The organism is Nocardia sp. NPDC050717 (assembly GCF_040654275.1).
In the GTDB taxonomy this organism is placed as follows: Bacteria; Actinomycetota; Actinomycetes; order Mycobacteriales; family Mycobacteriaceae; genus Nocardia.
Genome location: NZ_JBFAHR010000001.1, coordinates 119,469 through 142,626, shown reverse-complemented (window position 1 = coordinate 142,626; position 23,158 = coordinate 119,469). Strand labels below are relative to the sequence as shown.

Below are 23,158 nucleotides of genomic sequence, written 5' to 3'. Positions count from 1 at the left end.
CAACCAGTTGGTTGCAACTCACAGTATGGCAACCAACTGGTTGCGTCAAGGATCAATGTCCGCCGGTGACCCGGAAACCGCGCGGGACCAGCCACACCGCGCCGACCGCGACGACCGCCACCGCCGCGGCGGAGAGATAGGACGTCGCGGTGAGGGCGGTGTCGAAGGCGTGCTCGGACGCGTCGAGCAGTTGCGTGCGGGCCGGTTCGGGCAGCTCGGTGGCCACCTCCGCCGCGCCGCCGACGGAGCCCGCCGCCTGATCCAGCTTGTCGGCGGGGACCGGCAGCCCCACCATGTGCTGACTGAAGATCCGGGCGTGCAGGCTGCCGAGCAGCGCCACCCCGAACCCGACGCCGACCTCGTAGTTGGTCTCCTCCACCGCACCGGCCTGCCCGGCCCGATCCGCGGGCACGGCGCCGACGAGGACGGCGGCCGCAGCGGTCACCGCCATGCCGTCCCCGATCCCGAACGACACCAGCACCAGCGCGATCACCGGATAGGTCGTCGGCTCCGGGCTCACCGCGAGCAGCAGAAAGCCCAGTGCCACCGCGCCGAGGCCGACGCCGAGCACCGTGCGCACGCCGAGCTTGTCCATCAGCATCGGGGTGAGCAGCGAGGCGGTGAGCAGGGTGAGGGCGGCCGGCAGCATCCGCACGCCCGCCTGCGACGGGCTGTACCCGTGGACGTACTGCAGCCACAGCGAGATCAGGAACATCGCCGCGCCGATAGCCATCATCGCCAGCAGCGTCGCGACGGCGGCCGCGGTGAACGCGCCGTTGCGGAACAGCCGCACGTCGAGCAGCGGGTCGGCCGCGGTGAGCTGACGCCGGGTGAACCAGGCCAGCGCGCCGAGGCCGACCAGCAGGATCACCCAGTCGGCCACGCCCGCTTCGCCTTTCGCGAGATGCTTGACGCCCCAGGCCAGGCAGACGATGCCGGCCACCGAGAGCACCGCCGCGAACCAGTCGAGGCCGCCCGCCTGGGGCGCGCGGTATTCCGGCAGCACCCACAGCCCGACCACCACCGTCACCAGCACCACCGGCACGTTGAGCCAGAACGCCGATGCCCAGCCGAAGTGCTCCACCAGGAATCCGCCGATGATCGGCCCGACCGTCGCGCCGACACCGGCCACGGCCGCCCAGATCCCGATGGCCGTGGTGCGCTCGCGCGGATCGGTGAAGATGTTGCGGATCAGCGAGAGCGTCGAGGGCATCACCATCGCGCCGCCGATGCCGAGCAGGACACGTCCGCCGATCAGCTGGGCCGCGCTGCCCGCCGTCGCCGCGATCACCGAAGCGATGCCGAACAGCACGAAACCGCTCAGGAACAACAGCTTTCGCCCCACCCGGTCCCCGAGCGCGCCCGTGGTGATGAGCAGGCCGCCGAGCACGAGCCCGTAGATGTCGATGATCCACAGCTGCTCGAGCGGGCCCACCTGGAGATCGTCGATCAGCGAGGGCAGCGCGACATTGAGGATGGTGGCGTCCATCGCCACCAGCAACAGGCTGGCGCACAGCACGCCGAGCATCACCCAGCGGATCGCACCATAGGTCTCGGTCGTCTCACCCACCATGTCGCCTCACCGCCGATTCCTGGTCCTGGCCGGTTTCCGGATCCGTGGCACTCGATCCGCTGCTCAACCTACCCAGTCGCGGACGGTTCGGACGGCAGCGTCGCTGGTGGCGTCAGCGTCCGGGCAGCACCGCGTCGATGAGGGTGCGCGCGGCCCGGCCCGTGCGTTCGCGGTCGCCGGTGATCACCCGGTCCTGGATGATCCCGCGCAGGCCGGAGACGAGCAGGGTGGCGACCACCTCGGGGTCATCGGCCAGGCCGGTGCGGCGCAGCGCCGCGGCGAGCTCGGCGACGAAGGTGGCGATCGCCGCGTTCGCGTAGTCCTGATACGGCGAGCCGGGGGCGCACGCGGCGCCGATCACCTGCAGCAGCACCCGTGTGCTGTCGGCCTCGACGCCGACGGAGTTCAGGTCGAAGAAGCCGATCAGCCGCTCGCGGAGTTGCCCGGCCTCGCGTACGTCGGCGAAGACGGCGGCGAGGTCGGGCCGCTGCGTGGCCAGGGCCTGGACCAGCAGTTCCTCCTTGGTGCCGAAGTAGTAGATGAGCATGCGCGAGCTGGTGCCGAGCGCGGCCGCGAGCGGACGCAACGACAGCTCGGCCAGGCCGTGCGCGGCGATGTACGCCACGACGCCTGCCAGCAGTTCGGCGCGTTTTCGGTGGTCGAGAGGACGGGCCATGGGTTGACTGTACCGATCGCTACAGGTATTCATGACGGCATGACTGTACCTATCGCTTCAGAAACTCCGGCGCTCAGCGGCCGAGGCGGTGTGCACGGTGCCTGACGCCGTCGTCGTGACGGGCTACGCGGCGACCACCGCCCTGGCCGACACCATGGACGAGACCTGGACGCGACTGCTGCGCGGCGAGAACGGAATCCGTGCGCTGGCCCCGGAATTCTTCGCCGAACACGATCTGCCGGTGCGGATCGGCGGCCCGCTGGTCAGCTCGCCCGACACGGAACTGACCCGCGTCGAACAGCGCAGGCACTCCTACGTCGAGCGCATGGCCCTCGTGCTCGGCCGCCACGTCTGGCAGGCCGCGGGCGCACCCGAGGTCGACCCGGAGCGGCTGGCGGTCGCCATCGGGACCGGCCTCGGCGGCGGTGACGCCCTGATCGACGCGGTCGACGCGATGCGGGCGGGCGGCTACCGCAAGGTGTCTCCCCTGGCCGTCCCGATGGTGATGCCGAACGGTCCCGCAGCCACGGTCGGACTCGAACTCGGCGCGCGGGCAGGGGTTTTCGCGCCGGTGTCCGCCTGCTCCTCGGGCTCGGAGGCGATCGCGCACGCCTGGCGGCTGATCGCCACCGGCGAGGCCGACGTGGTGGTGACCGGCGGCGTGGAGGGCCACATCCACGCGGTGCCGATCGCGGGCTTCGCCATGATGCGGGCGATGAGCACCCGCAACGACGAACCCGACCGCGCCTCACGGCCTTTCGATCGCGACCGCGACGGCTTCGTCTTCGGCGAGGCGGGCGCGCTGCTCGTGCTCGAATCCGAACGGCACGCCAGGGCGCGCGGCGCGCGGGTGCACGCCAGGGTGCTCGGCGCGGGCATCACCTCCGACGCCTTCCACATCGTCGCCTCCGACCCCGCGGGTGTCGGCGCGGCCCGTGCGATGCGCAAAGCCGTTCGCACAGCGGGTCTTCGGGAATCCGACATCGATCACGTGAACGCCCACGCCACCTCCACCCCGATCGGTGACGCCTCCGAGGCCGCGGCCATCGCCGCGGTCGCCCCTGGCGCCTCGGTCTACGCGCCCAAATCGGCGCTCGGCCATTCGATCGGCGCCGTCGGCGCGCTGGAATCGGTGCTCACCGTGCTGAGCCTGCGCGAACAGCTCGTGCCGCCGACGCTGAATCACGACAACGCCGACCCGGCGATCGACCTGGATGTCGTCGCCGGATCGGCGCGGGCGCAGCGCATCGACTACGCGCTCAACAACTCCTTCGGCTTCGGCGGGCACAACGTGGCGCTCGCGTTCGGCCGGGCGTGAATCAGGACTTGTCGAAGCGGGTGTCGACGAAGGACTCGAAGTCGACCTTGCCCGGGATGGCCTTGGCCTCGGTGAACGCGTCGGCGATCTGCTGCTCGGAGGCGATCACCTTGTCGTCCAGCTTGATCGGCTCCTTGATGGAACGGGTCCAGGTGGTGCGGGAGGCGTCGACGCTGATCTGGGTGAGCTCGGCGTACTTCGTCGACCACACCTCGAGATTCTCCGACGACCACCGGGTGGCGGCGGCGTAGCGCTGGAAGAAGTCGGCGATGGCGGCGGACTTGCTCGCGTCGCCGAGCGCCTTGTTGCCGGCGGCCCAGAAGTTGTAGCCGTTGGCGGCCTGGTCGGCGGTGGCGATCGACTTGGCGCCGATCTCCTTCTCGGCGATGGCCGTGTAGGGATCCCAGGTGGCCCAGGCGTCCACGTCACCGCGGGTCAGCGCCGCGTAGCCGTCGGCGGGGGCGAGGTACACGGGCTCGACATCGCGCAGCGACAGCCCCGCCTTCTGCAGCTGCAGCAGCAGGTTCGCATTCGCCGAGCTGCCCTTGTAGACGGCGACCTTCTTGCCCTTCAACGCCGCGACCGAGCCGATCGCCGAGTCCTTGCCGACCAGGATGGCGTCACCCTTGCCCGTGGCCGCCAGCGCGCCGACCACCTTCACGTCGGCGTCGGCCGCCGCGCCGAAGATCACCGGGGTGTTGCCGGTCTGGGCGATGTCGATGCCGCCCGCGCTGGCCGCCTCGACCAGCGGCAGGCCTGCGGTGAAGGTGGAGAACTCGATCTTGTAGGGCAGGTTCTCCAGCTGGCCGGAGGCCTTCATCAGCACTTCGATCGAGATCGCCTTCTGGTCACCGACTTTCAGCGTCACGGTGCTCAGGTCGACCGGCCCCGACGGCGCGGCCTCGGTGGCCGCGTCGTCGCCGCAGGCGCTCAGCGACAGCGCGGCGACGACGGCGAGGGCGAGCCCGGCGAGACGGGACTTCGGAGAGCGGTTCACAGTGACAACTTTCGTGCGACGGAGCGGAGGACAGGAGCGCTCAGTGCGTGACACCGAGCAGGGCGAGCAGCCGGGTCGCGTACCCGGCGACCTCGCCCGAGGCGGCGGTGCGCGGGCGCGGCAGATCGATGGACACGTCGGCGGCGATGCGGCCGTCGTCGAGCACCAGCACGCGGTCGGCCAGGGTGATCGCCTCGAGCACGTCGTGGGTCACCAGCAGCACGCCGAAGGCGCGCTGAGCGTGCAGGCCGAGCAGCAGCTCGTGCATGCTCAGGCGGGTCAGCGCGTCGAGCGCGCCGAAGGGCTCGTCGAGCAGCAGCAGGGTCGGCTCGGCGACCAGGGCGCGGGCCAACGCCGCGCGCTGCGCCTCGCCGCCGGAGAGGGTGAGCGGCCACGCGTCGGCGCGCTCACCCAGGCCGACCTCGGCGAGCAGTTCGCGCGCGGCCTGGTCGTCGGCGCGCCGATTGCGCGGCTTCGGCCTGCCGAGAGCGACATTGCGCGCCACCGGCTGCCACGGGATCAGGCGCGGTTCCTGGAAGACGATCGTCGGCGTGCCGTCGACGGACACCTCACCGCGCGTGGCGGTGTCGAGCCCGCCGAGGATGCGCAGCAGGGTGGACTTCCCGGATCCGCTGCGCCCGACCAGGGCGACGATCTCGCCGGCGCCGATCTCGAGCTCGATCCCGTCGAGCACGGTGCGCTCACCGAAGCTCTTGCGCAGACCGGTGACCCGGGCAGCGGCCAGGCTTTCGGACTCGGTCTGGGTGGTGGTGACGGCGGCAGCGGTCATGGTGTGGACCTCACGATCGGACGGCGGGTGGCTGTTCGGTCGAGCACGGGACGGGGTGTGTCCGGGCTCGATGGAGTCGGTACGGGGGTGGTATCAGCGCAGTGCCGGCGGGCGCCAGCGCAGTGCCCGGCGCTCGAGCACGCGCACGATCGAGTCGGTGAGCAGGCCGAGCAGGCTGTAGATCACCAGGCCGAACACCACGATGTCGGTGCGCAGGAACTCGCGCGCGTTGTTGACCACGAAGCCCAAACCCGCACTGGCGTTGATCTGTTCGGCCACGATCAGCGACAGCCACGCGATGCCGAGGCTCTGCCGCGCGCCCACCAGGATCTGCGGCAGCGCGCCGGGCAGGATCAGCAGCCGCAGCCGCTCGGCCAGGCCGAGGTGCAGCGCGTCGCTGAGCTCGAGCAGTTTGGGATCGAGCTGGCGGATGCCCGAGTAGGTGTTGAGGTACAGCGGGAAGAAGACGCCGAGCGCGATGAGGAAGATCTTCGGTTCCTCACCGATCCCGAACCAGATGATGAACAGCGGGATCAGCCCGAACAGCGGAATCGTGCGGATCATCTGCAGCGGAGGGTCGACGGCGTATTCGCCGATCCGGCTCAGTCCGGCGAGCACACCGAGCGCGAGCGCGAGCACCGCGCCGAGCACGAAGCCGTACAGCGCGCGCTGCCCGGAGACCAGCAGGGCCTCCCCGAGTTGCCCGGACCGGTAGGTCTCCAGGCCCGCGTCGAACACGGCCGACGGTGCGGGCAGCTTCTTGGCCGGTATCCAGCCGCTGGTGCTGCCGATCTGCCAGACGAGCAGCAGCGCGACGGGCGAGATCGCACGCAGGAACCCCGCGCGACGGTACAGCGGGGTCCGTCGCGCGCCGGTTTCGGTGGGTTTCGCCAACAGCATGCGTGCATGGTGCCCGCCCGGCCGCGCCCGCCGACAGGGTTCGAATCAGCTCGAGGCTTACTCGGCCCGGCTCGAGATCTGCTGCACCGCCCACTCGTTGCCGTCGGGATCGCTGAAGAACACGAAGCCGACATTGTCGAGCGGATGCGGGGTCGGCCGCGGGTTCACGCCCATCTCGCGCACCTCGGAGACCTCGACGCCACGCGCCGTCAGTTCCGCGTGCGCCCGTTCGATGTCGGGGACCACCAGCTGCAGCCCCTTCAGCGAGCCGGGCGGCATCTCGGGCACCGCGCCCTTGCCGATGACGATCGAACAGCCCGACCCCGGCGGGGTGAGCTGCACGATGCGGATGTCGTCGCCGAGCACGGTGTCGTGGTCGACGGCGAAGCCGAGCTGGTCGGCGTAGAACGCTTTGGCCCGGTCGATGTCGGAGACCGGGACGATCACCACTTCCAAGGTCCAGTTCACGCGTCCGAGTCTGCCACCGGCATGGCCGCCGCGTCGGCCGAACGGCCAGCTCAGCCGCGGTATTCCCACCGCCACGCGTACTCGCCGTCGGCGGGCGGCGGGCCGGGTAACTCGCCCTCGGCGGTCATGCCGTCGAGCAGCAGGGCCAGCACCCGCTGACGCAACTGCGCGGTGCGCGCGGGATCGGGCATGGTGACGGCGGCGCAGGCTTCCAGCAGCAGGCCGAGGTCCTGCGGGCCGACATCGGACCGCAGCCGACCGCTGGCGTGGGCCCGGCGCACCAGCTCCGCGGTGACCTCGCCGGAGTGTGTGACGTCCGGCAGCATCGCCTCGTCGGGCGGGAAGGTTCCCGCGAGTTTCACCGTCAGCGAGTGCACGTCGGCCTCGACGACCCGCCGCAGGAAGCCGACGAATCCGCGCCAGCCGTCCGAGTCCTCCAGTGCCGCATCGGCTTCGGCGTTGTAGCGACGCAGGCCCTCGTGGCACAGCGTGCGCAGCAGCACCTCCTTGCTCGGATAGCGGCGGTAGAGGGCGCTGATCCCGACGCCCGCCCTGGCCGCGACGGCCGCGATCGGGGCGCCCGGATCGTCGAGGAAGACGGCCCGGGCGGCCTCCAGGATGAGGCCGTCGTTGCGCGCGGCCTGCGCCTTGCGGCCCGGCAGGCGGGGCTGAGCTGGGGTTTCGGCTGTGTTCGGCATGAATATCAGCCTACCACTTGAAACGGAATAATCCGTTCTGCTACGTTTGAAACAGAACGAAACATTCCGCTCCAACGAAGAGGATTCGCCATGACCGCCACGGCCACCATCACCCCCTTCCGCATCGACATCCCGCAGGCCCAGCTCGACGATCTCGCCGCCCGGCTGCGCGGCGCGCTCTACCCCGACGAGCTGCCGGGTGTCGGCGACGCCTACGGCGTCCCGGCGGGCCGGGTGCGGGCGCTGGCGCAGTACTGGCTCGAGGAATTCGACTGGCGCGCACTGGAATCCGAGCTCAACGCCTACCCGCAGTTCACCACCGAGATCGAGGGTGAGGACATCCACTTCCTGCACATCCGGTCGTCGCGCCCCGACGCGACGCCGGTGATCCTCACCCACGGCTGGCCCGGCTCGATCCTGGAATACCTCGACGTGATCGCCCCGCTGACCGAGCCGGAATCGGCCGAGGCCCCGGCCTTCCACCTGGTCATCCCGTCGCTGCCGGGCTTCGGCTTCTCCGGCCCCACCCGCAGCACCGGCTGGAACCGCTACCGCACCGCCCGCGCCTGGGCCGAGCTGATGGCGCGCCTCGGCTATGAGCGCTACGGCGCCATCGGCAACGACGGCGGCTCGATGGTCTCGCCGGAGATCGGGCGGATCGCGCCGGAGCACGTGATCGGCGTGCACGTCACCCAGCTGTTCTCGTTCCCGTCCGGCGACCCGGCCGAATTCGAGAACCTGTCCGAGGCCGACATGGCCGCGCTGGGGCACCTGCAGTGGTTCCACGAGAACAAGATGTCGTTCAACACCCTGCACAGCCAGCAGCCGCAGACGCTGGCCTACGCCCTCGCCGATTCGCCGGTCGGCCTGCTCGGCTGGAATTCCCAGCTCTTCGGCGAGTCGCTCGACGCGCACTTCGTCGTCGCGAACGTGGCGCTGTACTGGCTCACCCGGACCGCGGGCTCCTCGCTGCGCTTCTACTACGAGGACGCGCACGCCGCCGAGCATCCGACCGAGCCGACCGTGGTGCCCACCGGGCTGGCGATGTTCGCCGGCGACTTCCAGTCGATCCGCCGCTTCGCCGAGCGCGACCACAGCAATATCGTCAGCTGGAATTCCTTCGACACCGCGGCGGCCGCCGGCGGCGCGAACGACGCGGCCGGGCACTACGCCGCGCACGAGGCGCCCGAGGTGCTCGTCGGCGACATCCGCCAGTTCTTCGCCGCCCTGCGCTGAGCGTGCCCTCGGTGCCGCGGCCCACGCTCCCCTCATCGGCGCGTGGGTCGCGGCCCTTTCGAATCATGCACCAGCGCAGGGTGATACGCGCACCAAAGGGGGCAATCAGTGGTGTTCGTGCAGGTCACCCCAGGCGGGGAAGGGATCGGCGTAGGCCGTCCAGCCCGCCGGCCCCGCGGCGAACTCGGCGTCGGTGAGCAGCGCGGCGTCGAGTTCGCGGCGCACCGCGGCCGCGTCGAGGCGCACGCCGATGAACACGATCTCCTGTCCGGCGGGCACCTCGAGCGACGACCACCACGCGCCCGGCTCGAACGTCAGATTCGGCCCGGCCTGCGACCAGATCGCGGCCAGGTCGGGACGGCTGGCGATCCAGCAGAACCCCTTGCTGCGCAGCATGCCCCGCAGGGTGGACAGCGCGTCGCCGAGCCGCTCGGGATGGAACGGCCGGTCGGCGGTGTAGGTGAGGCTGCTGATCCCGTATTCCTCGGTCTCGGGCGTGTGTCCGCCCGCCAGCTCCTCGGCCCAGCCCTCCGCCTCGGCGGCGACCACGGGGTTGTAGCGGCCGGTGCCGAGCACCTCGCCCAGGTCGACGACGCCGCGTTCGGTGCGCAGGATGTGGGCGCGGGGATTGAGCCTGCGGATCGTCGCCTCCACGGTGGCCGCGGCATTGTCGCTCACCAGGTCGGTCTTGTTGATCAGCAGCACGTCGGCGAACTCCACCTGGTCGACCAGCAGGTCGGCGATGGTGCGCGAATCCCCTTCGCCCGCTTCGAGTTCCCGCTCGGCCAGGGCCTGGCCCTTGACCAGCTCGGCCAGGAAGGTCGAGGCGTCGACGACCGTCACCATGGTGTCGAGGCGGGCGATGTCGCCGAGCCGGAAGCCGTCCTCGAACTCCCAGTCGAAGGTGGCGGCCACCGGCATCGGCTCGGAGATCCCGGTCGACTCGATCACCAGCTGGTCGAACCGGCCGTCGCGGGCCAGCCGCGCGACGGCCTCGATCAGGTCCTCGCGCAGGGTGCAGCAGATGCAACCGTTGGTGAGCTCGACGAGCTTCTCCTCGGTCCGGTCCAGGTGGCCCTGCCCCGCGACCAGCGCCGCGTCGATGTTCACCTCGCTCATGTCGTTGACGATCACCGCGACCCGGCGACCGTCCCGGTTGGCGAGGATGTGGTTGAGCAGCGTGGTCTTGCCCGCGCCGAGGAAGCCGGACAGCACGGTGACGGGCAGGTTCGCGGGAGCGTCGGAGTTGGTCACGCACTAATGATAATGGTTTTCATTTGCTAGTGGCGGGTGGGGTCTCGAAATCGGACACGCGGTCGTAGGGTTGGAGCGTGAAGATGCTGCCGCTGACCCCCGATGGCCAGACCCCCGTCCGCGCGCTCACCATCGCGGGTACCGACTCCGGTGGCGGCGCGGGCATCCAGGCCGACTCGCGCACGATGGCGCTGTGCGGCGTGCACGCGTGCGTGGCGGTGGCCGCGGTGACCGTGCAGAACACGGTGGGCGTCAGCGGTTTTCACGAGATCCCGCCGCACATCGTGGCCGACCAGGTGCGGGTCGTTGTGCGCGATATCGGGATCGGGGCGGCCAAGACCGGGATGCTCGCCTCCACCGCGATCATCGAGGCCGTGGCAGGCGTGTGCCGCGAGGTGGGGATCGGGCGCGACGCGGCGGTGCCGCTCGTGGTCGACCCGGTCGCCGCCTCCATGCACGGCGACCCGCTGCTGCACGCCGAGGCGCTCGACGCGGTCCGCAACACCCTCATCCCGCTGGCGACGGTGGTGACCCCCAATCTCGACGAGGTCCGGCTGATCACCGGCATCGAGGTCGTCGACGACCCCACCGCACGCAAGGCGGCCGAGGCGCTGCACGCGCTCGGCGCCCAGTGGGCGATCGTCAAGGGCGGGCACCTGCGATCCTCGGAGGTGAGCACCGACCTGCTCTACGACGGCGACACCTTCCGCGAGTTCACCGCGCCGCGCATCGCCACCGGCAACGACCACGGCGGCGGCGACACCCTCGCCGCGGCCATCGCCAGCGCGCTGGCCAACGGCTACTCGGTGCCCGACGCGGTCGCCTTCGCCAAGGAGTGGACCTACCGCTGCCTGGCCGCTTCCTACGATCTGGGCGCGGGCCACGGCCCGGTTTCGCCGCTGTGGCGGTTGCGCGCCGACGCCTAGCGTGGCGTCGCGAACTTGTCGGTGGGCGGGTTCATACTGAACTCATCGCACCCCACCGGTTCCAACGACGTAGCCGGGAGAACAACGGAGTTCGCGCAGGGCGCGAGGTTTTTCAGCCGACAACGAAAGCGTCGCGCAGCGGCCGCGACGGGTCGATCGCGACCCCGTTGAACCGCGCGTGCGCCCGCGCCAGCGCCGAGATGCTCTCGGCGAGATAGTCGATGAACCGCTCCACCGGCATCGCCGAGACCTCGCGCTGATTGGCGCCGAGCCACCAGTCCGTGGCCGAGGCCACCGCGCCGAAAATCGAATAGTTCACCAGTTCGATCCCGGCCACGTCGATCGACTCGGTCGGCAGCAGGCCGGCGAAGAACTCGGCGGCGCGCCGCGCGGACTGCCTGGCGGCGACGAGCGCGCGCTCGGTCTCCTTGGCCTGCTGGCTGAAATGACTGTGCAGCATGAAGCGGAAGACGTTCGGGTGCTCCGACACCACCGCCACGTACTCGGCGGCGGCCCGGTGCACGAGATCGGCCACGGAGTCGTCGGTGAGGTTCACGCCGGTGAGAATGCGTTCCCACAGCATGTCGCGGACGCGGTCGACGATCGCGTTGTAGAGGTCGGTCTTGTCCTCGAAATGGCGGTAGAGCTTCGGCTTGGCGGCGCCCGCCTCCTTGGCGATATCGCCCATGCTCACCTCGGGCCCCACCCGGTCGAGCGCGCGGAACGCGGCGTCGACGAATTCGGTCCGAACCCGCACCCGGTGTTCGCGCCACCGTTCGGTTCGCGCGTCGACCCGGCGGCCCTCGTCTGCCTTCCGGTAACCGCGCGTCACGGCCAGAAGCTTATTGGCGCGGTCGACCTGGGGTGTTGCCGGGGCAGACTTTGCCGGAACGGCAATTTTTCTTGCGCATTTCCGCCGGGGTGGCACACCATCGAATCATCCCGCCGATCCACGAGGAGTACCGATGACCGAGACCGCACCGACCGCCGAGCAGTTCTGGGAGGACTTCTACCGCGAACGCGACCAGGTCTGGACCGGTAATCCGAACAAGACGCTGGTCCGCGAGGTCAGCGAGCTCACCCCCGGCACCGCGCTCGACCTCGGCTGCGGCGAGGGCGGCGACGCCATCTGGCTGGCCGCACGCGGCTGGCAGGTCACCGCCGTCGACATTTCCACCACCGCCATGGCACGCGGCGCCGAGCACGCGGCCGCCGCGGGCGTGGAGATCACCTGGGCACGCCACGACCTGCACGCCGACTTCCCCGCGGGCACCTTCGACCTGGTCTCCGCGCAGTTCCTGCACTCGCCGGTCGAGCAGCCCGACGAGCGCGCGGTCATCCTGCGCAAGGCCGCGGCCGCCGTCGCGCCGGGCGGGGTGCTGGTGGTCGGCGGCCACCACGGCTGGCCCACCTGGGTGACCACCCCGCCGCAGCACGTCGACTTCCCCACCATCGAGCAGGTGCTCGACCAGCTCGCCCTCGGCCCCGAGTGGCAGGTGGAGACCGCCGAGCTCGTCTACAGCTCGTCGACCAGCCCCGAGGGCGTCGAGGGCGAGCGCGCCGACAGCGTGCTGCGCGTGCGCCGCGGCTGACGATCCCCAGCAACCTCCCAGCTCGGTCCCAGCCCGGTGGCAGCGCCGCCGTCGAGGGTGGGTGCCATGACCCAGACCGAGCCACAGCCCACGTCGAGCACCCGCGCGCCGGTGCTCGACGTGGTGATCCCCGTCTACAACGAAGAAACCGATCTAGGGCTGTGCGTGCGGCGTCTGCACGCCCACCTGCGCGCCGGGTTCCCCTTCGCCGCCCGGATCACGATCGCCGACAACGCGAGCACCGACGCCACCTTCGCCGTGGCGCAGGTGCTCGCCGCCGAACTCGACGGCGTCCGGGTGCTGCACCTGGACGCCAAGGGTCGCGGGCGGGCGCTGCGGACCGCGTGGACCGAGTCGGACGCCCCGGTGGTCGCCTACATGGACGTCGACCTCTCGACGGATCTGAACGCGCTGCTGCCGCTGGTCGCGCCGCTGGTGTCCGGGCATTCCGATCTCGCGATCGGCACCCGGCTCGACGCCGCGGCCAGGGTGGTGCGCGGACCGAAACGCGAGATCATCTCCCGCTGCTACAACCTGCTGCTGAAAACCACACTGCGCGCGCACTTCTCGGACGCGCAGTGCGGATTCAAGGCGATCCGCGCCGAGGTGGCGCGCGAGCTGCTGCCGCTGGTGCGCGACGGCGAGTGGTTCTTCGACACCGAGCTGCTCGTGCTGGCCGAGCGCGCTGGCCTGCGGATCCACGAGGTCCCCGTCGACTGGATCGACGATCCCGACAGCCGCGTCGACATCGTCGATACCGCGCGCAAGGATCTGCGCGGGATCTGGCGGCTGACCAGGGCCTTGGCCACAGGCGCCCTGCCGCTGCCGGAGCTGCGCGCCGCCGTCGGCCGGGAACCGCTCGTCGCCGGGGTGCCGCTGGGCATGGTGGGCCAGGTGGTGCGGTTCGCGATCGTCGGCGTGCTGTCCACGCTGGCCTACGTGGCGCTGTATCTGCTGCTGCAACCCCTGTTCGGCGGGCAGGGCGCCAATCTGGTGGCGCTGCTGGTGACCGCGGTGGCCAATACCGCGGCCAATCGCGCGTTCACCTTCGGTGTCCGTGGTCGCGAAGATGTTGTCGCGCAACAGTTCCAGGGTCTGGCCATCTTCGCCTTCGGGCTGGCGGTCACCAGCGGATCGCTGTTCGCGCTGCACCGCTGGGCTCCCGACGCGCCCGTCGCGGTGGAGCTGACCGTGCTGATCACCGCGAATCTCGTCGCGACGCTGGCGCGGTTCGTCGGGCTGCGGTGGGTGTTCCGCAATGCCGGCGCACGGCACACGCCTGGTGGTGACCTCCCCACGCACGGCGGCCACTCGCGGTCGTCGGACTCCCCCATGGACCCCTCCCGCTCGACGCCGACGGAGGTGTCGCGATGACCACGACCATCTCACCACCGGCTCCGGTCGCGCCCCGCGATGCCGCAGCGCGCCGAAAGAACTGGGAGCTACCAGCCTTAGCGGTTCTGCTGGTCGGCACCCTCGTCTGCTACCTGATCAATCTCAGCGCCAACGGGTGGGCCAACGACTTCTACGCCGCCGCGGTGCAAGCGGGTTCGCAGTCGTGGAAGGCGTTCTTCTTCGGCTCCTCCGACGCGGCCAATTCGATCACCGTGGACAAGCCGCCCGCCTCGCTGTGGGTGATGGAGCTGTCGGTGCGGCTGTTCGGGCTCAACAGCTGGGGCATGCTGGTGCCACAGGTCCTGCTCGGCGTCGCGAGCGTGGCCGCGCTGTGGGCGGCGGTGCGCCGGGCATTCGGACCGGCCGCCGGACTGATCGCGGGCGCGGTGCTCGCGGTGACGCCCGTCGCGGTGCTGATGTTCCGGTTCAACAACCCCGACGCACTGCTGGTGCTGCTGATGACGGCGGCCGCCTGGGCGATGACCCGCGCCGTCGCCGACGGCAGGTGGCGGTGGCTGCTGCTCACCGGCGGGTTCATCGGTTTCGGGTTCCTCGCCAAGCAGTTGCAGGTGCTGCTCGTCGTCCCGGCGCTGGCACTCGCCTACCTGATCGCCGGGCCGCCGAAGCTCGGCAAGCGGATCGCGCAGCTGTTCGCGGCCGGTGCGGCGATGGTCGTCGCGGCGGGCTGGTGGCTGCTGGCCGTCGAGCTGTGGCCCGCCGGCGAGCGGCCGTGGATCGGTGGGTCGCAGAACAATTCGATCATCGAGCTCACCCTCGGCTACAACGGACTCGGCCGGTTGAACGGCAACGAGACCGGCAGCGTGGGTCCGGGCGGCGAGCTGCCCGCCGGCGGCAACGGGATATGGGGCAGTACCGGCATCACCCGGCTGTTCGAGCCGGCGCAGGGCGGACAGATCGCCTGGTTGCTGCCCGCCGCGCTGATCGCACTGGCTGCCGGGCTCGTGCTGCGCGGACGCGCGCCGCGCACCGACGAGCGTCGCGCCGCGCTGATCCTCTGGGGCGGTTGGCTTCTCATCACCGGCCTGGTGTTCAGCTACATGGCCGGGATCTTCCACCAGTACTACACCGTGGCCCTGGCCCCCGCCGTCGCCGCGCTCGTCGGGATCGGCGCGGTGCAGCTGTGGGGTGCGCGCGACCGGCTGTGGGTGCGGCTGACGTGCGCCCTCGCCCTCGGGCTGAGCACCGCCACCGCGTGGATCCTGTTGTCGCGCAACGCTTCCTTCCAGCCCTGGTTGCGGTGGGCGATCCTGGTCGTCGGCGTGCTCACCACGGCGGCGCTCGCCTTCCCCCTGGCACGCAAGCGATCCCTGGTCGCCGCGCTGGCCGCCGCCTTCGTCGGCCTGGCCGGGCCGGTCGCGTACTCCGTCGACACCCTCGCCTCCGCCCACGCGGGCGCGATCCCGTCCGCCGGACCGGACGTCCGCGGCAGGGGCGGACCGGGCGGGTGGCCCGGCGACGGGCCGATGGGTGCGATCCCGGGCGGTCCGGGAGCCGACGGCGCGGCCGCGCTACCGGGTTCCGGCCCCGACGGCGGGACTCGCGGCGGCGCGCAGGTGGATGGCGCTCCGGACGGCACGTCAACGGACGGGACCACGGGGAACGCGGCGAGCGACAGCTCCAGCGGGACCGCGGGCCGCACCCAGGCCGACGGCCGCGGAGGTGGCCCCATGGACGGAGCCGGTGGGCTGCTGAGCGGTTCACGGCCCAGCGAGCGAATCGTCGGCCTGCTCGAACAGAACGGCACCTCCTACACCTGGGTCGCCGCCACCATCGGCTCCAACAGCGCCGCCGGCTACCAACTGGCCACCGAACTCCCGGTGATGCCGATCGGCGGCTTCAACGGCAGCGACCCGTCCCCCACCCTCGAACAGTTCCAGCGCTACGTCACCGAAGGCAAGATCCACTACTTCGTGGCGGGCGGCCGAGGTGGCCCCGGCGGCAGCAGCGAGTCGACCGCTTCGGCGATCACCGCATGGGTCACGGCCAATTACACCGCGACCACTGTCGACGGCGTCACCCTGTACGACCTCACCCAACCGAAGACATAGTCGCCAACAAGGCTCCAGTCCCGACCACGCCCGGACCGAAGTCGCAGTCACCCACAAGGTTCCGACTGCGACTCTGCCCGGGCCGAAGTCGCAGCAACCCACAGGGCTCCAGTCGCGACCACGCGCAGACCGAAGTCGCAATCACCCACTAGATCTCCGGGCTCAATCACGTGCGGTCCGAAGTGACTGTCGCCCCGCAGGTTCCGGCGTCACCACGCGCAGGCTGGAGTCGCGGTCACCTCTTCAGGGTTCCAGCCTCGCCGCTGCCGACACCGGCCGCCGCGTGTTTGGTGATCCGCCACCGCGCGGCGGTCGACGGCGGGTGAGGCGGGGCCTGCGCGGTGTCCGCCGTCGCGGCGTCGACCACACCTGGCTCGATGCTCACGGTCGAGGCCACTGGCGGGCGCACCGCCACCCCGGCGATGGCGACCAACTGCGTGCTGTTGGGGACGTCGACGACCGTCGGTGTCACGGTGCGGGTGGGAGCAGGTCTTCCAGGTTCGCGAGGACGGCTTCGGGTGGGAGGATGCGGTGGGGTTTGTCCGAGGGGCGATCGAGTTCCGCGCGGGCGGCGGCGATGCCCTGGTCGATGGCGGTGGGCAGGTCGACAGGGAGGGTGGCGACCTTTTCGGGGTTCAGTGGTTGGTCGAAGCGCAGCGGGGTCGGCTCGCCGTAGTTGTCGCGGTCGTAGCCGGTTTCGATGAGGACGCGCAGGGCCGGTTCCACGAGGGCGGCGGCGGGTTCGGTCAGCACGGTGTGGTTCGTGCGCTGGCCGACCGCGCGCAGCGGATACAGCAGGGGCAGTGTCGCTTCCGGGTTCGGGATGGTGACGTAGGTGGTGTCGCCGAGCGTTTGGCAGTTCTCGGGGTGCAGGTCGCAGTCCTGCTGGGCGAGGTAGTCGGCCGGGTCCAGGTAGCCGTAGACGGCGGCGCCGGGCTTGGGCTCGCCGCCTGCCCCGTTGCCTTTGGGCTGCAGGTACGAGGGGTGGACCAGCAGGGTGCCGAGCAGCGCGTTCGACACCGCGAGCGGATTGAGCGGATAGGCCGGGAAGTCGGAGATGCCGTCGTACTGCATCGCGATATCGGTCGTGGCGATGCCGGTGTCTGTGGGCGTCGGCGGCCCGAAGGTGATGTCGGCGACCGGGATTCCGCCGAACCGCACCGGCCGCTCGATGATCCCGCCGTTCGGACGGTTGGGATTGGCGATCAGCACGAACGAGAGCCGGTCCTTGTCCGCCTGCGACAACCCGGCCGAGGCGACCTTCTGCGCACTCGCCACCGTCGACCCCTGCGAGTAGCCGAAGACGACAACGGGGCCGCTCGGCCCCGCGCTCAACTGCCCGCCGAGCAGCGCTCCCAGACTGGCCACCCCGTCGGCCACCGACGCATCCCACTTCGCCGACGACGCCTCCGGCCCCTTCGACGAGATGACCGGCCACAGCGCGGCGTCGTAGGGCACCGGGACGAAATCGACACCGGGGCACGCGTTGTCCGTACAGCCGCTCGCCCCGGGCGCGATGAAGTGCTGGTAGGCGTTGCTCTCGAAATTGTGCGCGACGCTCGGATCGCTGGTCCCGGTGCCGGGCACGATCAGCGCGGTCGTCGCGGCCATGGCCACCGCGCCCACGCTCTGCGCCTTCACCCACCCGACGCCGAACACCGCCACCGCGGCGACCCGGAGTCGCTTCCGACGACCGCTCCCCGGCCCGGAATCGACGACTGACAACCTCGGCGTCTGCGGCATGGACAACCCCTTCACCAGGAAGATGGGACCCGACCTGCCGCAATCCTCCCACCACGAACGACCGTCACAACGGAGGCGAGCACCACGAATTCGCACCGCAGAGCGGCATGCGATCAGGAGGTGCCGAGGGTGCCTCGGGGTGCGATCCAGCGATGGTTGAGATCGACGATCGACGCGACGGCTTCGAAGTCGGCGTCGTAGTGGACGAGCACCAGGCGGTGTTCGACCGCAACGACCGCGGCCAGGAGGTCGTGGATTCCCACCGCACGATGTCGGCCGGAGCGGGCAAGTTCACGTTGGATGACGAACGCGCTGTGCCAATGCTCGTCGTTGGTGGGGAGGTACTCGTAGGCCTCCCGCCTACGCGAGCGAATCTGCTCGTACTCGGTGGGGTTGCGAGCACTGTAGAGAGCCTCGGAATCCAGCGGGGCGCAGGTGGCGACCAACCCCGCCGTGATCAGCGGGGCGAGTTCAGCGGCGACCTGCTTGTGCGGCATCCGCGCCGCCGCGCTCGTATCGAGCAGGTAGCGCGCGGTCACCGCCATACGTCATCGCGCCGTTCCTTGTCGGCCATCTCGGCCATTCCGCCGTTGACCAACCACTCGACTTCGCGAGCCCGCGCGCGGGACACGACCGCGGAATTCAGCGCGGCGCGCACCGTATCGGAGACGCCCGACGTCCCGAGCGCCTCGCGGGCGGATTCGAGTAGTTCGTCTTCGATCTCGATCAGTCGCTTGGTCATCTCGAAGTCCCTCATACAGCCCCCTTCGATATACTCCCCGTGCGAAGAATATATACCGGGAACGCGCTGGTCACAAGGGTCGATCGGCTACGTGCAGGGCCTTGTGCAGGGTCGCCGCCCACTGGTCGACGATCTGTTTGCGGCGGGCCGAATCGTCGGTGAGGACGTCGGCGAGGCCGAGCCCGCGGGCCAGATCGAGGGTCGCCTGCACGAGGTGATGGGCGACCGGATCGGAATCGTCGACGCCGAGCGCCTGCACCGCGCGCCGGTGGGCGGTGCGGCCGAAGCGGGCCTCCAGCGGGACGATGCGTTCGCGCAGCGCCGGGTCGGCAGCGGCGTGCGTCCAGACCTGCAGCGCCGCCTTGAACAGCGGCGAGGTGTAGGACTCCACGAGCGCCGACACCACCGCGCGCGTACGCCCTTCGCCCTGCGCGACCTCGTTCACCAGCTCGTCCTCGACGGTCGACTGGTCCATCCGCACGTCGAACATGTACTCGAGCGCGGCGGTGATCAGATCCTCGCGCGTGGGGAAATGGTGCTGGGCCGCACCGCGCGACACCCCGGCCCGTTCGGCGACCACCGACACGGTGGCGGCGGCCCAGCCGGTCTCGGCCAGGCAGTCGATGGTCGCCTCGAGCAGCCGCAGCCGGGTGGCCCGGCTGCGGTCCTGCTTGGGTTCGTGGGGTGTCGCCATCGGACTATTGTGCCCAGCTGGGTGGACGCTTCTGGAAGAAGGCGGTCATGCCCTCGATCACCTCGGGGGTGCCGAAGAACCCGGCCGAGCGCTGCGCGAGCTCCTCGGCCTCGGCGTCGAAGCGGGCCAGCAGGGCGGCGTTGACCAGCCGCTTGGACTCGGCCAGACCCTGCGGTGAACCCTTGCGCAGCTCGCCACACAGGCGTTTCACCTCGGCGGCGACGTCGGCGGCGGCGACGGTGATCAGGCCGATCTCCTGCGCGGTCACCGCGTTGAACTTCTCGCCGGTGAGGAAGTAGCGGCTCGCCGAGCGCTGGTCCATCCTGGGCACCAGGGTGAGCGAGATCATGAACGGCGCCATCCCGATCCGCACCTCGGTGAGGGCGAAACTGCTCTCCGGTCCCGCGACCACGAGATCGCAGGCGCCGATGATGCCCATGCCGCCCGCGCGGACATTGCCGTCGATCCGCGCGAGGACCGGCTTGGGCGAGGCGAGGATGCCGCGCAGCACGTCGATCATCACGCGGGTGCGCTGATCGGCCGCGGTCGCCGGATCGGCGGTGCTCGCCTCTTTCAGGTCGGCGCCCGCGCAGAAGGTGTCACCGGTGTGGGTGAGCACGATGCCGCGCACGGCGGGATCGGTGTTCGCCGCCGCCAACCCGGCCAGCAACTCGCGAACGAGCTTGGACGAGAGCGCATTACGGTTGTGCGGGGAATCGAAGGTCAGCGTCGCGAACCCGTCGACGACCTCGTAACGCACATAGGGCCCCGCTTCGGAATCACTCATCGAACCCACCTCAACCTTTCAATTCGAATGTCAACTCTGCCCGCTCACCCAGCCACGCACCCGCGACCTCGAGGAGCGGCGGCCACGAAGTGGCCGGTCACGGCCGGGTCGCGACTCGAGCGCGCCAGCGCTCCGACTAATACGAGCGCGGAAGGCCGAGGGAGTGCTGGGCCACGAAGTTCAGGATCATCTCGCGGCTGACCGGGGCGATGCGCATGATGCGTGCCGCCTGCAGCATTGCCGACAGCCCGACCTCCTTGGTCAGGCCGGACCCGCCGTGGGTCTGGATGGCCTGGTCCAGCGCCTTGATGCTGGCCTCGGCGGCCGCGTACTTGGCCATGTTCGCGGCTTCGGCGGCGCCGAACTCGTCACCGGCGTCGTAGAGGGTGGCGGCCTTCTGCATCATCAGCTTGGCCAGTTCCAGCTCGATCTTGATCTGGGCCAGTGGGTGCGAAATGCCCTGGTGCGCGCCGATCGGCGTCTTCCAGACGGTGCGTTCCTTGGCGTACTCCACCGCGCGGTCGATGGCGTAGCGGCCGAGGCCGATGGCCATGGCCGAGCCCATGATGCGCTCGGGGTTCAGGCCGGCGAACAGCTGGGCGATGGCCGCGTCCTCGGAGCCGACGAGCGCGTCGGCGGGCAAGCGCACGTCGTCGAAGAACAGGGTGTACTGATGATCCGGCTCGATGACATCCATCTCCTGGACGTTCTTCACCAGGCCGGGCGCGTCCACCGGGACGATGAACAGCGCGGGCTTGAGCTTGCCGGTCTTGTGGTCCTCGGTGCGCGAGACCACCAGGATCGCCTCGGCCTGGTCGACGCCCGAGATGAAGATCTTGCGGCCGTTGAGAATCCAGTCCGAGCCGTCGCGGCGGGCGGTGGTGGTGATCTGGTGCGAGTTGGAACCGGCGTCGGGTTCGGTGATCGCGAAGACCATCTTCGACGAGCCGTCGGCGAGCTTGGGCAGCCAGGTCTGCTTCTGCGCGTCGGTGCCGTACTTGGTGATGATGGTGCCGCAGATCGCCGGGGAGACCACCATCAGCAGCAGGCCCGCGCCCTGCGCCGAGAGCTCCTCCTGCACCAGCGCCAGCTCGTACATGCCCGCGCCACCGCCGCCGTACTCCTCGGGCAGGTTCACGCCGAGGAAGCCGAGCTTGCCCGCCTCGTCCCACAGTTCGCTCAGCGGCTCGTTCTTGCGCGAGAGCGGCAGCACGTAGTCGCGGTAGTTGTACTTGGCCGCCAGGGACGCGACCGCCCCGCGCAGCGCCTTCTGCTCTTCGGTTTCGTGGAAGCTCATGCCTGCTCCTGCTCTTCTTCCTCGACGACGGCGAGGACGGTTCCGACCTCGACCTGCTGGCCGACGGTCACGTTCAACGCACTGAGAACGCCGGTGGCCGGCGCGACGATGGTGTGCTCCATCTTCATGGCTTCCAGCCACAGGATCGGCTGGCCCTGTTCGACGTGATCGCCCTCGGCGGCGCCGAGCCGGATCACGCTGCCGGGCATGGGCGCGAGTAGCGAACCGGCCGCGACCTGCTCGGACGGGTCGGTGAAGCGCGGCAGCCTGCGCACGGTCACCGGGCCGAGCGGCGAGTCGACAGCCACCAGATCGTCGTAGCGGGCGATCTCGAACTGGCGGCGCACCGGCCCGCGCTCACCCGGCACCGCGAGCACGACCCGCTCGGGCGTCGCCGAGAGCAGGGCGAGGCCGTCATGGCCTTCGACTGTCACGCCACCGGCGCGGTCGAACCGGTAACGCACCTCGTGCGTCCCGCTGACGCGGCTCTCGTAGGACTTGCGCTGCGGCTCCGAGGCCAGGTTGCGCCAGCCGCTCGGCGCCAGCCTGCCGAAGCGGTTGGCGGCATGGTTGGCGGCCGAATCCGCCAGGGCGGCGGCGACGATCGAGAGCGCCTCGTCGTCCTCGGACACCAGCGGCGCGGACAGCGTGTCGAGTCCGTGGGTGGCGAAGAAGGCGGTGTCGGTGTCACCGGCGAGGAACGCGGGGTGCCGCAGCACGCGCACGAGCAGGTCGCGGTTGGTGACCAGGCCGTGCAGCTTGGCGCGCTGGAGCGCGGTGGCGAGCAGATGCGCCGCCTCGGCCCTGGTCTCGGCGTAGGAGATCACCTTGGCCAGCATCGGGTCGTAGTGCACACCGACGACCGAACCGTCGACCACACCGGTGTCCAGCCGCACACCGGACTGCTCGAGCACGGTGAACTCACCTGCGGTGAACGGGATCTCGATCTTGTGCACCGGGCCGCTCTGCGGCTGCCAGTCCTGCGCCGGGTCCTCGGCGTAGAGCCGGACCTCGATCGAATGACCGCGCTGGGCGGGCTGGTTCGCGGGCAGCGGCAGGCCGGAAGCCACCTGCAGCTGCAGCCGGACCAGGTCCAGGCCGGTGGTCTGCTCGGTGACCGGATGTTCCACCTGCAGACGGGTGTTCATCTCCAGGAAGAAGAAGTCACCCTTCTCGTCGGCGAGAAACTCGACGGTGCCCGCGCCCTCGTACCCGATCGCCTCGGCGGCCAGGCGCGCGGCCTCGAAAAGCCGATCACGCATGCCGTCGATCTTCTCGACCAGCGGCGAGGGAGCTTCCTCGACGACCTTCTGGTGACGGCGCTGAATGGAGCACTCACGCTCGCCGACGGCCCAGGTCTTGCCGAAAGTATCGGACATGACCTGGACTTCGATGTGCCGGCCGGTCTCGAGGTAGCGCTCGCAGAACACCGTCGGATCGCCGAAGGCCGATTCGGCCTCGCGCTGCGCGGCGGCGATCTGGTCCTGCAGCTCGCCCAGCTCGCGCACCACCCGCATGCCGCGCCCGCCGCCACCGGCGGAGGCCTTGATCAGCACCGGCAGATGCGCCTCGGTGACCTCGGCGGGATCGAGCTCGGCGAGGACGGGGACACCGGCGGCGTCCATCATCTTCTTCGACTCGACCTTCGAGCCCATCTGCTCGATCGCCGCGACCGGCGGCCCGATCCACACCAGGCCGGCGTCGAGCACCGAGCGCGCGAATTCCGCGTTCTCGGAGAGGAATCCGTAGCCGGGGTGGATGGCGTCGGCACCGGCCGACAGCGCGGCCTCGATGATCAGCTCACCACGGAGGTAGGTCTCGGCGGGGGTGTTGCCGGGCAGCCGGACGGCAGCGTCGGCCTCGGCCACATGCGGGGCCGACGCGTCAGCGTCCGAGTACACCGCGGTCGTACCGATACCCATCCGGCGGCAGGTGGCGAACACGCGGCGCGCGATCTCACCCCGGTTGGCGACAAGAACATTGGTGATTGCCATGTTGGGCCG

The 23,158-nt window shown here is 70.3% G+C and carries 23 protein-coding genes; 6 read left to right on the top strand and 17 right to left on the bottom strand.

Annotation, left to right across the window (positions count from 1 at the left end):
• Positions 1-52: 52 nt before the first annotated feature.
• Positions 53-1,573 (bottom strand): MFS transporter, encoded by a 1,521-nt coding sequence (locus tag AB0H56_RS00670; RefSeq protein ID WP_357155886.1) that lies wholly within the window; start codon positions 1,571-1,573, stop codon positions 53-55.
• A 112-nt stretch (positions 1,574-1,685) separates the two neighbouring features.
• The gene (locus tag AB0H56_RS00665; RefSeq protein ID WP_357155884.1) at positions 1,686-2,249 is read right to left on the bottom strand and encodes a TetR/AcrR family transcriptional regulator; all 564 of its coding nucleotides are present in this window, start codon (positions 2,247-2,249) and stop codon (positions 1,686-1,688) included.
• Between the two features lie 97 nt (positions 2,250-2,346).
• On the opposite strand from AB0H56_RS00665, the gene AB0H56_RS00660 reads away from it, so the two are divergent.
• On the top strand, positions 2,347-3,567 hold the full coding sequence (locus AB0H56_RS00660) for a KasA/KasB family beta-ketoacyl-ACP synthase (RefSeq protein WP_357155883.1): 1,221 nt from the start codon (positions 2,347-2,349) through the stop codon (positions 3,565-3,567).
• A gap of 1 nt (position 3,568) precedes the next feature.
• Here AB0H56_RS00660 and AB0H56_RS00655 read toward each other — a convergent pair whose 3' ends face one another.
• The 5 genes from AB0H56_RS00655 to AB0H56_RS00635 form a co-directional block, all read right to left on the bottom strand.
• Positions 3,569-4,564 (bottom strand): ABC transporter substrate-binding protein, encoded by a 996-nt coding sequence (locus tag AB0H56_RS00655; RefSeq protein ID WP_357155881.1) that lies wholly within the window; start codon positions 4,562-4,564, stop codon positions 3,569-3,571.
• Positions 4,565-4,604: 40 nt separating this feature from the next.
• Entirely contained in the window at positions 4,605-5,354 is a 750-nt protein-coding gene (locus AB0H56_RS00650) for an ABC transporter ATP-binding protein (RefSeq protein ID WP_357155880.1), read from the bottom strand.
• 93 nt (positions 5,355-5,447) lie between these two features.
• Positions 5,448-6,254 (bottom strand): ABC transporter permease, encoded by an 807-nt coding sequence (locus AB0H56_RS00645; protein WP_357155879.1) that lies wholly within the window; start codon positions 6,252-6,254, stop codon positions 5,448-5,450.
• Positions 6,255-6,311: 57 nt separating this feature from the next.
• A complete protein-coding gene (locus AB0H56_RS00640; RefSeq protein WP_357155877.1) occupies positions 6,312-6,722 on the bottom strand; it encodes a VOC family protein in 411 nt (136 codons plus the stop codon).
• A gap of 50 nt (positions 6,723-6,772) precedes the next feature.
• Positions 6,773-7,420 carry a TetR family transcriptional regulator gene (locus tag AB0H56_RS00635; protein WP_357155876.1) on the bottom strand — a complete coding sequence of 216 codons (648 nt, stop codon included), beginning with the start codon at positions 7,418-7,420 and terminating at the stop codon, positions 6,773-6,775.
• Between the two features lie 90 nt (positions 7,421-7,510).
• Between AB0H56_RS00635 and AB0H56_RS00630 the strand changes: the two genes are divergently transcribed.
• The gene (locus AB0H56_RS00630; protein WP_357155874.1) at positions 7,511-8,656 is read left to right on the top strand and encodes an epoxide hydrolase family protein; all 1,146 of its coding nucleotides are present in this window, start codon (positions 7,511-7,513) and stop codon (positions 8,654-8,656) included.
• Positions 8,657-8,761: 105 nt separating this feature from the next.
• Here AB0H56_RS00630 and AB0H56_RS00625 read toward each other — a convergent pair whose 3' ends face one another.
• Positions 8,762-9,910 carry a GTP-binding protein gene (locus AB0H56_RS00625; RefSeq protein WP_357155873.1) on the bottom strand — a complete coding sequence of 383 codons (1,149 nt, stop codon included), beginning with the start codon at positions 9,908-9,910 and terminating at the stop codon, positions 8,762-8,764.
• A gap of 77 nt (positions 9,911-9,987) precedes the next feature.
• Here AB0H56_RS00625 and thiD point away from each other — a divergent pair, with 77 nt between their 5' ends.
• Positions 9,988-10,836 (top strand): bifunctional hydroxymethylpyrimidine kinase/phosphomethylpyrimidine kinase, encoded by an 849-nt coding sequence (thiD, locus tag AB0H56_RS00620; RefSeq protein ID WP_280348935.1) that lies wholly within the window; start codon positions 9,988-9,990, stop codon positions 10,834-10,836.
• A 112-nt stretch (positions 10,837-10,948) separates the two neighbouring features.
• On the opposite strand, the gene AB0H56_RS00615 is transcribed toward thiD, so the two are convergent.
• A complete protein-coding gene (locus AB0H56_RS00615) occupies positions 10,949-11,668 on the bottom strand; it encodes a TetR/AcrR family transcriptional regulator (protein ID WP_110039033.1) in 720 nt (239 codons plus the stop codon).
• Between the two features lie 133 nt (positions 11,669-11,801).
• Between AB0H56_RS00615 and AB0H56_RS00610 the strand changes: the two genes are divergently transcribed.
• From AB0H56_RS00610 to AB0H56_RS00600, 3 genes are all read left to right on the top strand, one after another.
• Positions 11,802-12,428 (top strand): class I SAM-dependent methyltransferase, encoded by a 627-nt coding sequence (locus tag AB0H56_RS00610; protein WP_357155871.1) that lies wholly within the window; start codon positions 11,802-11,804, stop codon positions 12,426-12,428.
• A 66-nt stretch (positions 12,429-12,494) separates the two neighbouring features.
• Complete coding sequence (locus tag AB0H56_RS00605) at positions 12,495-13,802, top strand: bifunctional glycosyltransferase family 2/GtrA family protein (protein ID WP_357155870.1); 1,308 nt, start codon at positions 12,495-12,497, stop codon at positions 13,800-13,802.
• Entirely contained in the window at positions 13,799-15,892 is a 2,094-nt protein-coding gene (locus AB0H56_RS00600) for a glycosyltransferase family 39 protein (protein ID WP_357155869.1), read from the top strand. The genes AB0H56_RS00605 and AB0H56_RS00600 overlap by 4 nt, the downstream gene beginning before the upstream one ends.
• Before the next feature lie 235 nt (positions 15,893-16,127).
• Here AB0H56_RS00600 and AB0H56_RS00595 read toward each other — a convergent pair whose 3' ends face one another.
• The 8 genes from AB0H56_RS00595 to AB0H56_RS00560 all read right to left on the bottom strand — a co-directional run bounded on the left by AB0H56_RS00595 (position 16,128) and on the right by AB0H56_RS00560 (position 23,149).
• Positions 16,128-16,364: a hypothetical protein gene (locus tag AB0H56_RS00595; protein WP_357155868.1), complete on the bottom strand. Its 237-nt coding sequence runs from the start codon at positions 16,362-16,364 to the stop codon at positions 16,128-16,130.
• Positions 16,361-17,533: a PE-PPE domain-containing protein gene (locus tag AB0H56_RS00590; RefSeq protein WP_357155866.1), complete on the bottom strand. Its 1,173-nt coding sequence runs from the start codon at positions 17,531-17,533 to the stop codon at positions 16,361-16,363. Before AB0H56_RS00590 ends, AB0H56_RS00595 begins: the two co-directional genes overlap by 4 nt.
• Before the next feature lie 215 nt (positions 17,534-17,748).
• On the bottom strand, positions 17,749-18,180 hold the full coding sequence (locus AB0H56_RS00585) for a PIN domain-containing protein (RefSeq protein WP_357155865.1): 432 nt from the start codon (positions 18,178-18,180) through the stop codon (positions 17,749-17,751).
• The gene (locus AB0H56_RS00580; protein ID WP_357155864.1) at positions 18,171-18,377 is read right to left on the bottom strand and encodes a DUF2191 domain-containing protein; all 207 of its coding nucleotides are present in this window, start codon (positions 18,375-18,377) and stop codon (positions 18,171-18,173) included. The genes AB0H56_RS00585 and AB0H56_RS00580 overlap by 10 nt, the downstream gene beginning before the upstream one ends.
• A 70-nt stretch (positions 18,378-18,447) precedes the next feature.
• Complete coding sequence (locus AB0H56_RS00575) at positions 18,448-19,071, bottom strand: TetR/AcrR family transcriptional regulator (RefSeq protein WP_357155862.1); 624 nt, start codon at positions 19,069-19,071, stop codon at positions 18,448-18,450.
• Between the two features lie 4 nt (positions 19,072-19,075).
• The gene (locus AB0H56_RS00570; RefSeq protein ID WP_357155861.1) at positions 19,076-19,858 is read right to left on the bottom strand and encodes an enoyl-CoA hydratase family protein; all 783 of its coding nucleotides are present in this window, start codon (positions 19,856-19,858) and stop codon (positions 19,076-19,078) included.
• A gap of 136 nt (positions 19,859-19,994) precedes the next feature.
• Entirely contained in the window at positions 19,995-21,155 is a 1,161-nt protein-coding gene (locus AB0H56_RS00565) for an acyl-CoA dehydrogenase family protein (RefSeq protein WP_280348030.1), read from the bottom strand.
• The gene (locus AB0H56_RS00560) at positions 21,152-23,149 is read right to left on the bottom strand and encodes a biotin carboxylase N-terminal domain-containing protein (RefSeq protein ID WP_357155860.1); all 1,998 of its coding nucleotides are present in this window, start codon (positions 23,147-23,149) and stop codon (positions 21,152-21,154) included. The genes AB0H56_RS00565 and AB0H56_RS00560 overlap by 4 nt, the downstream gene beginning before the upstream one ends.
• Between the last annotated feature and the right edge of the window lie 9 nt (positions 23,150-23,158).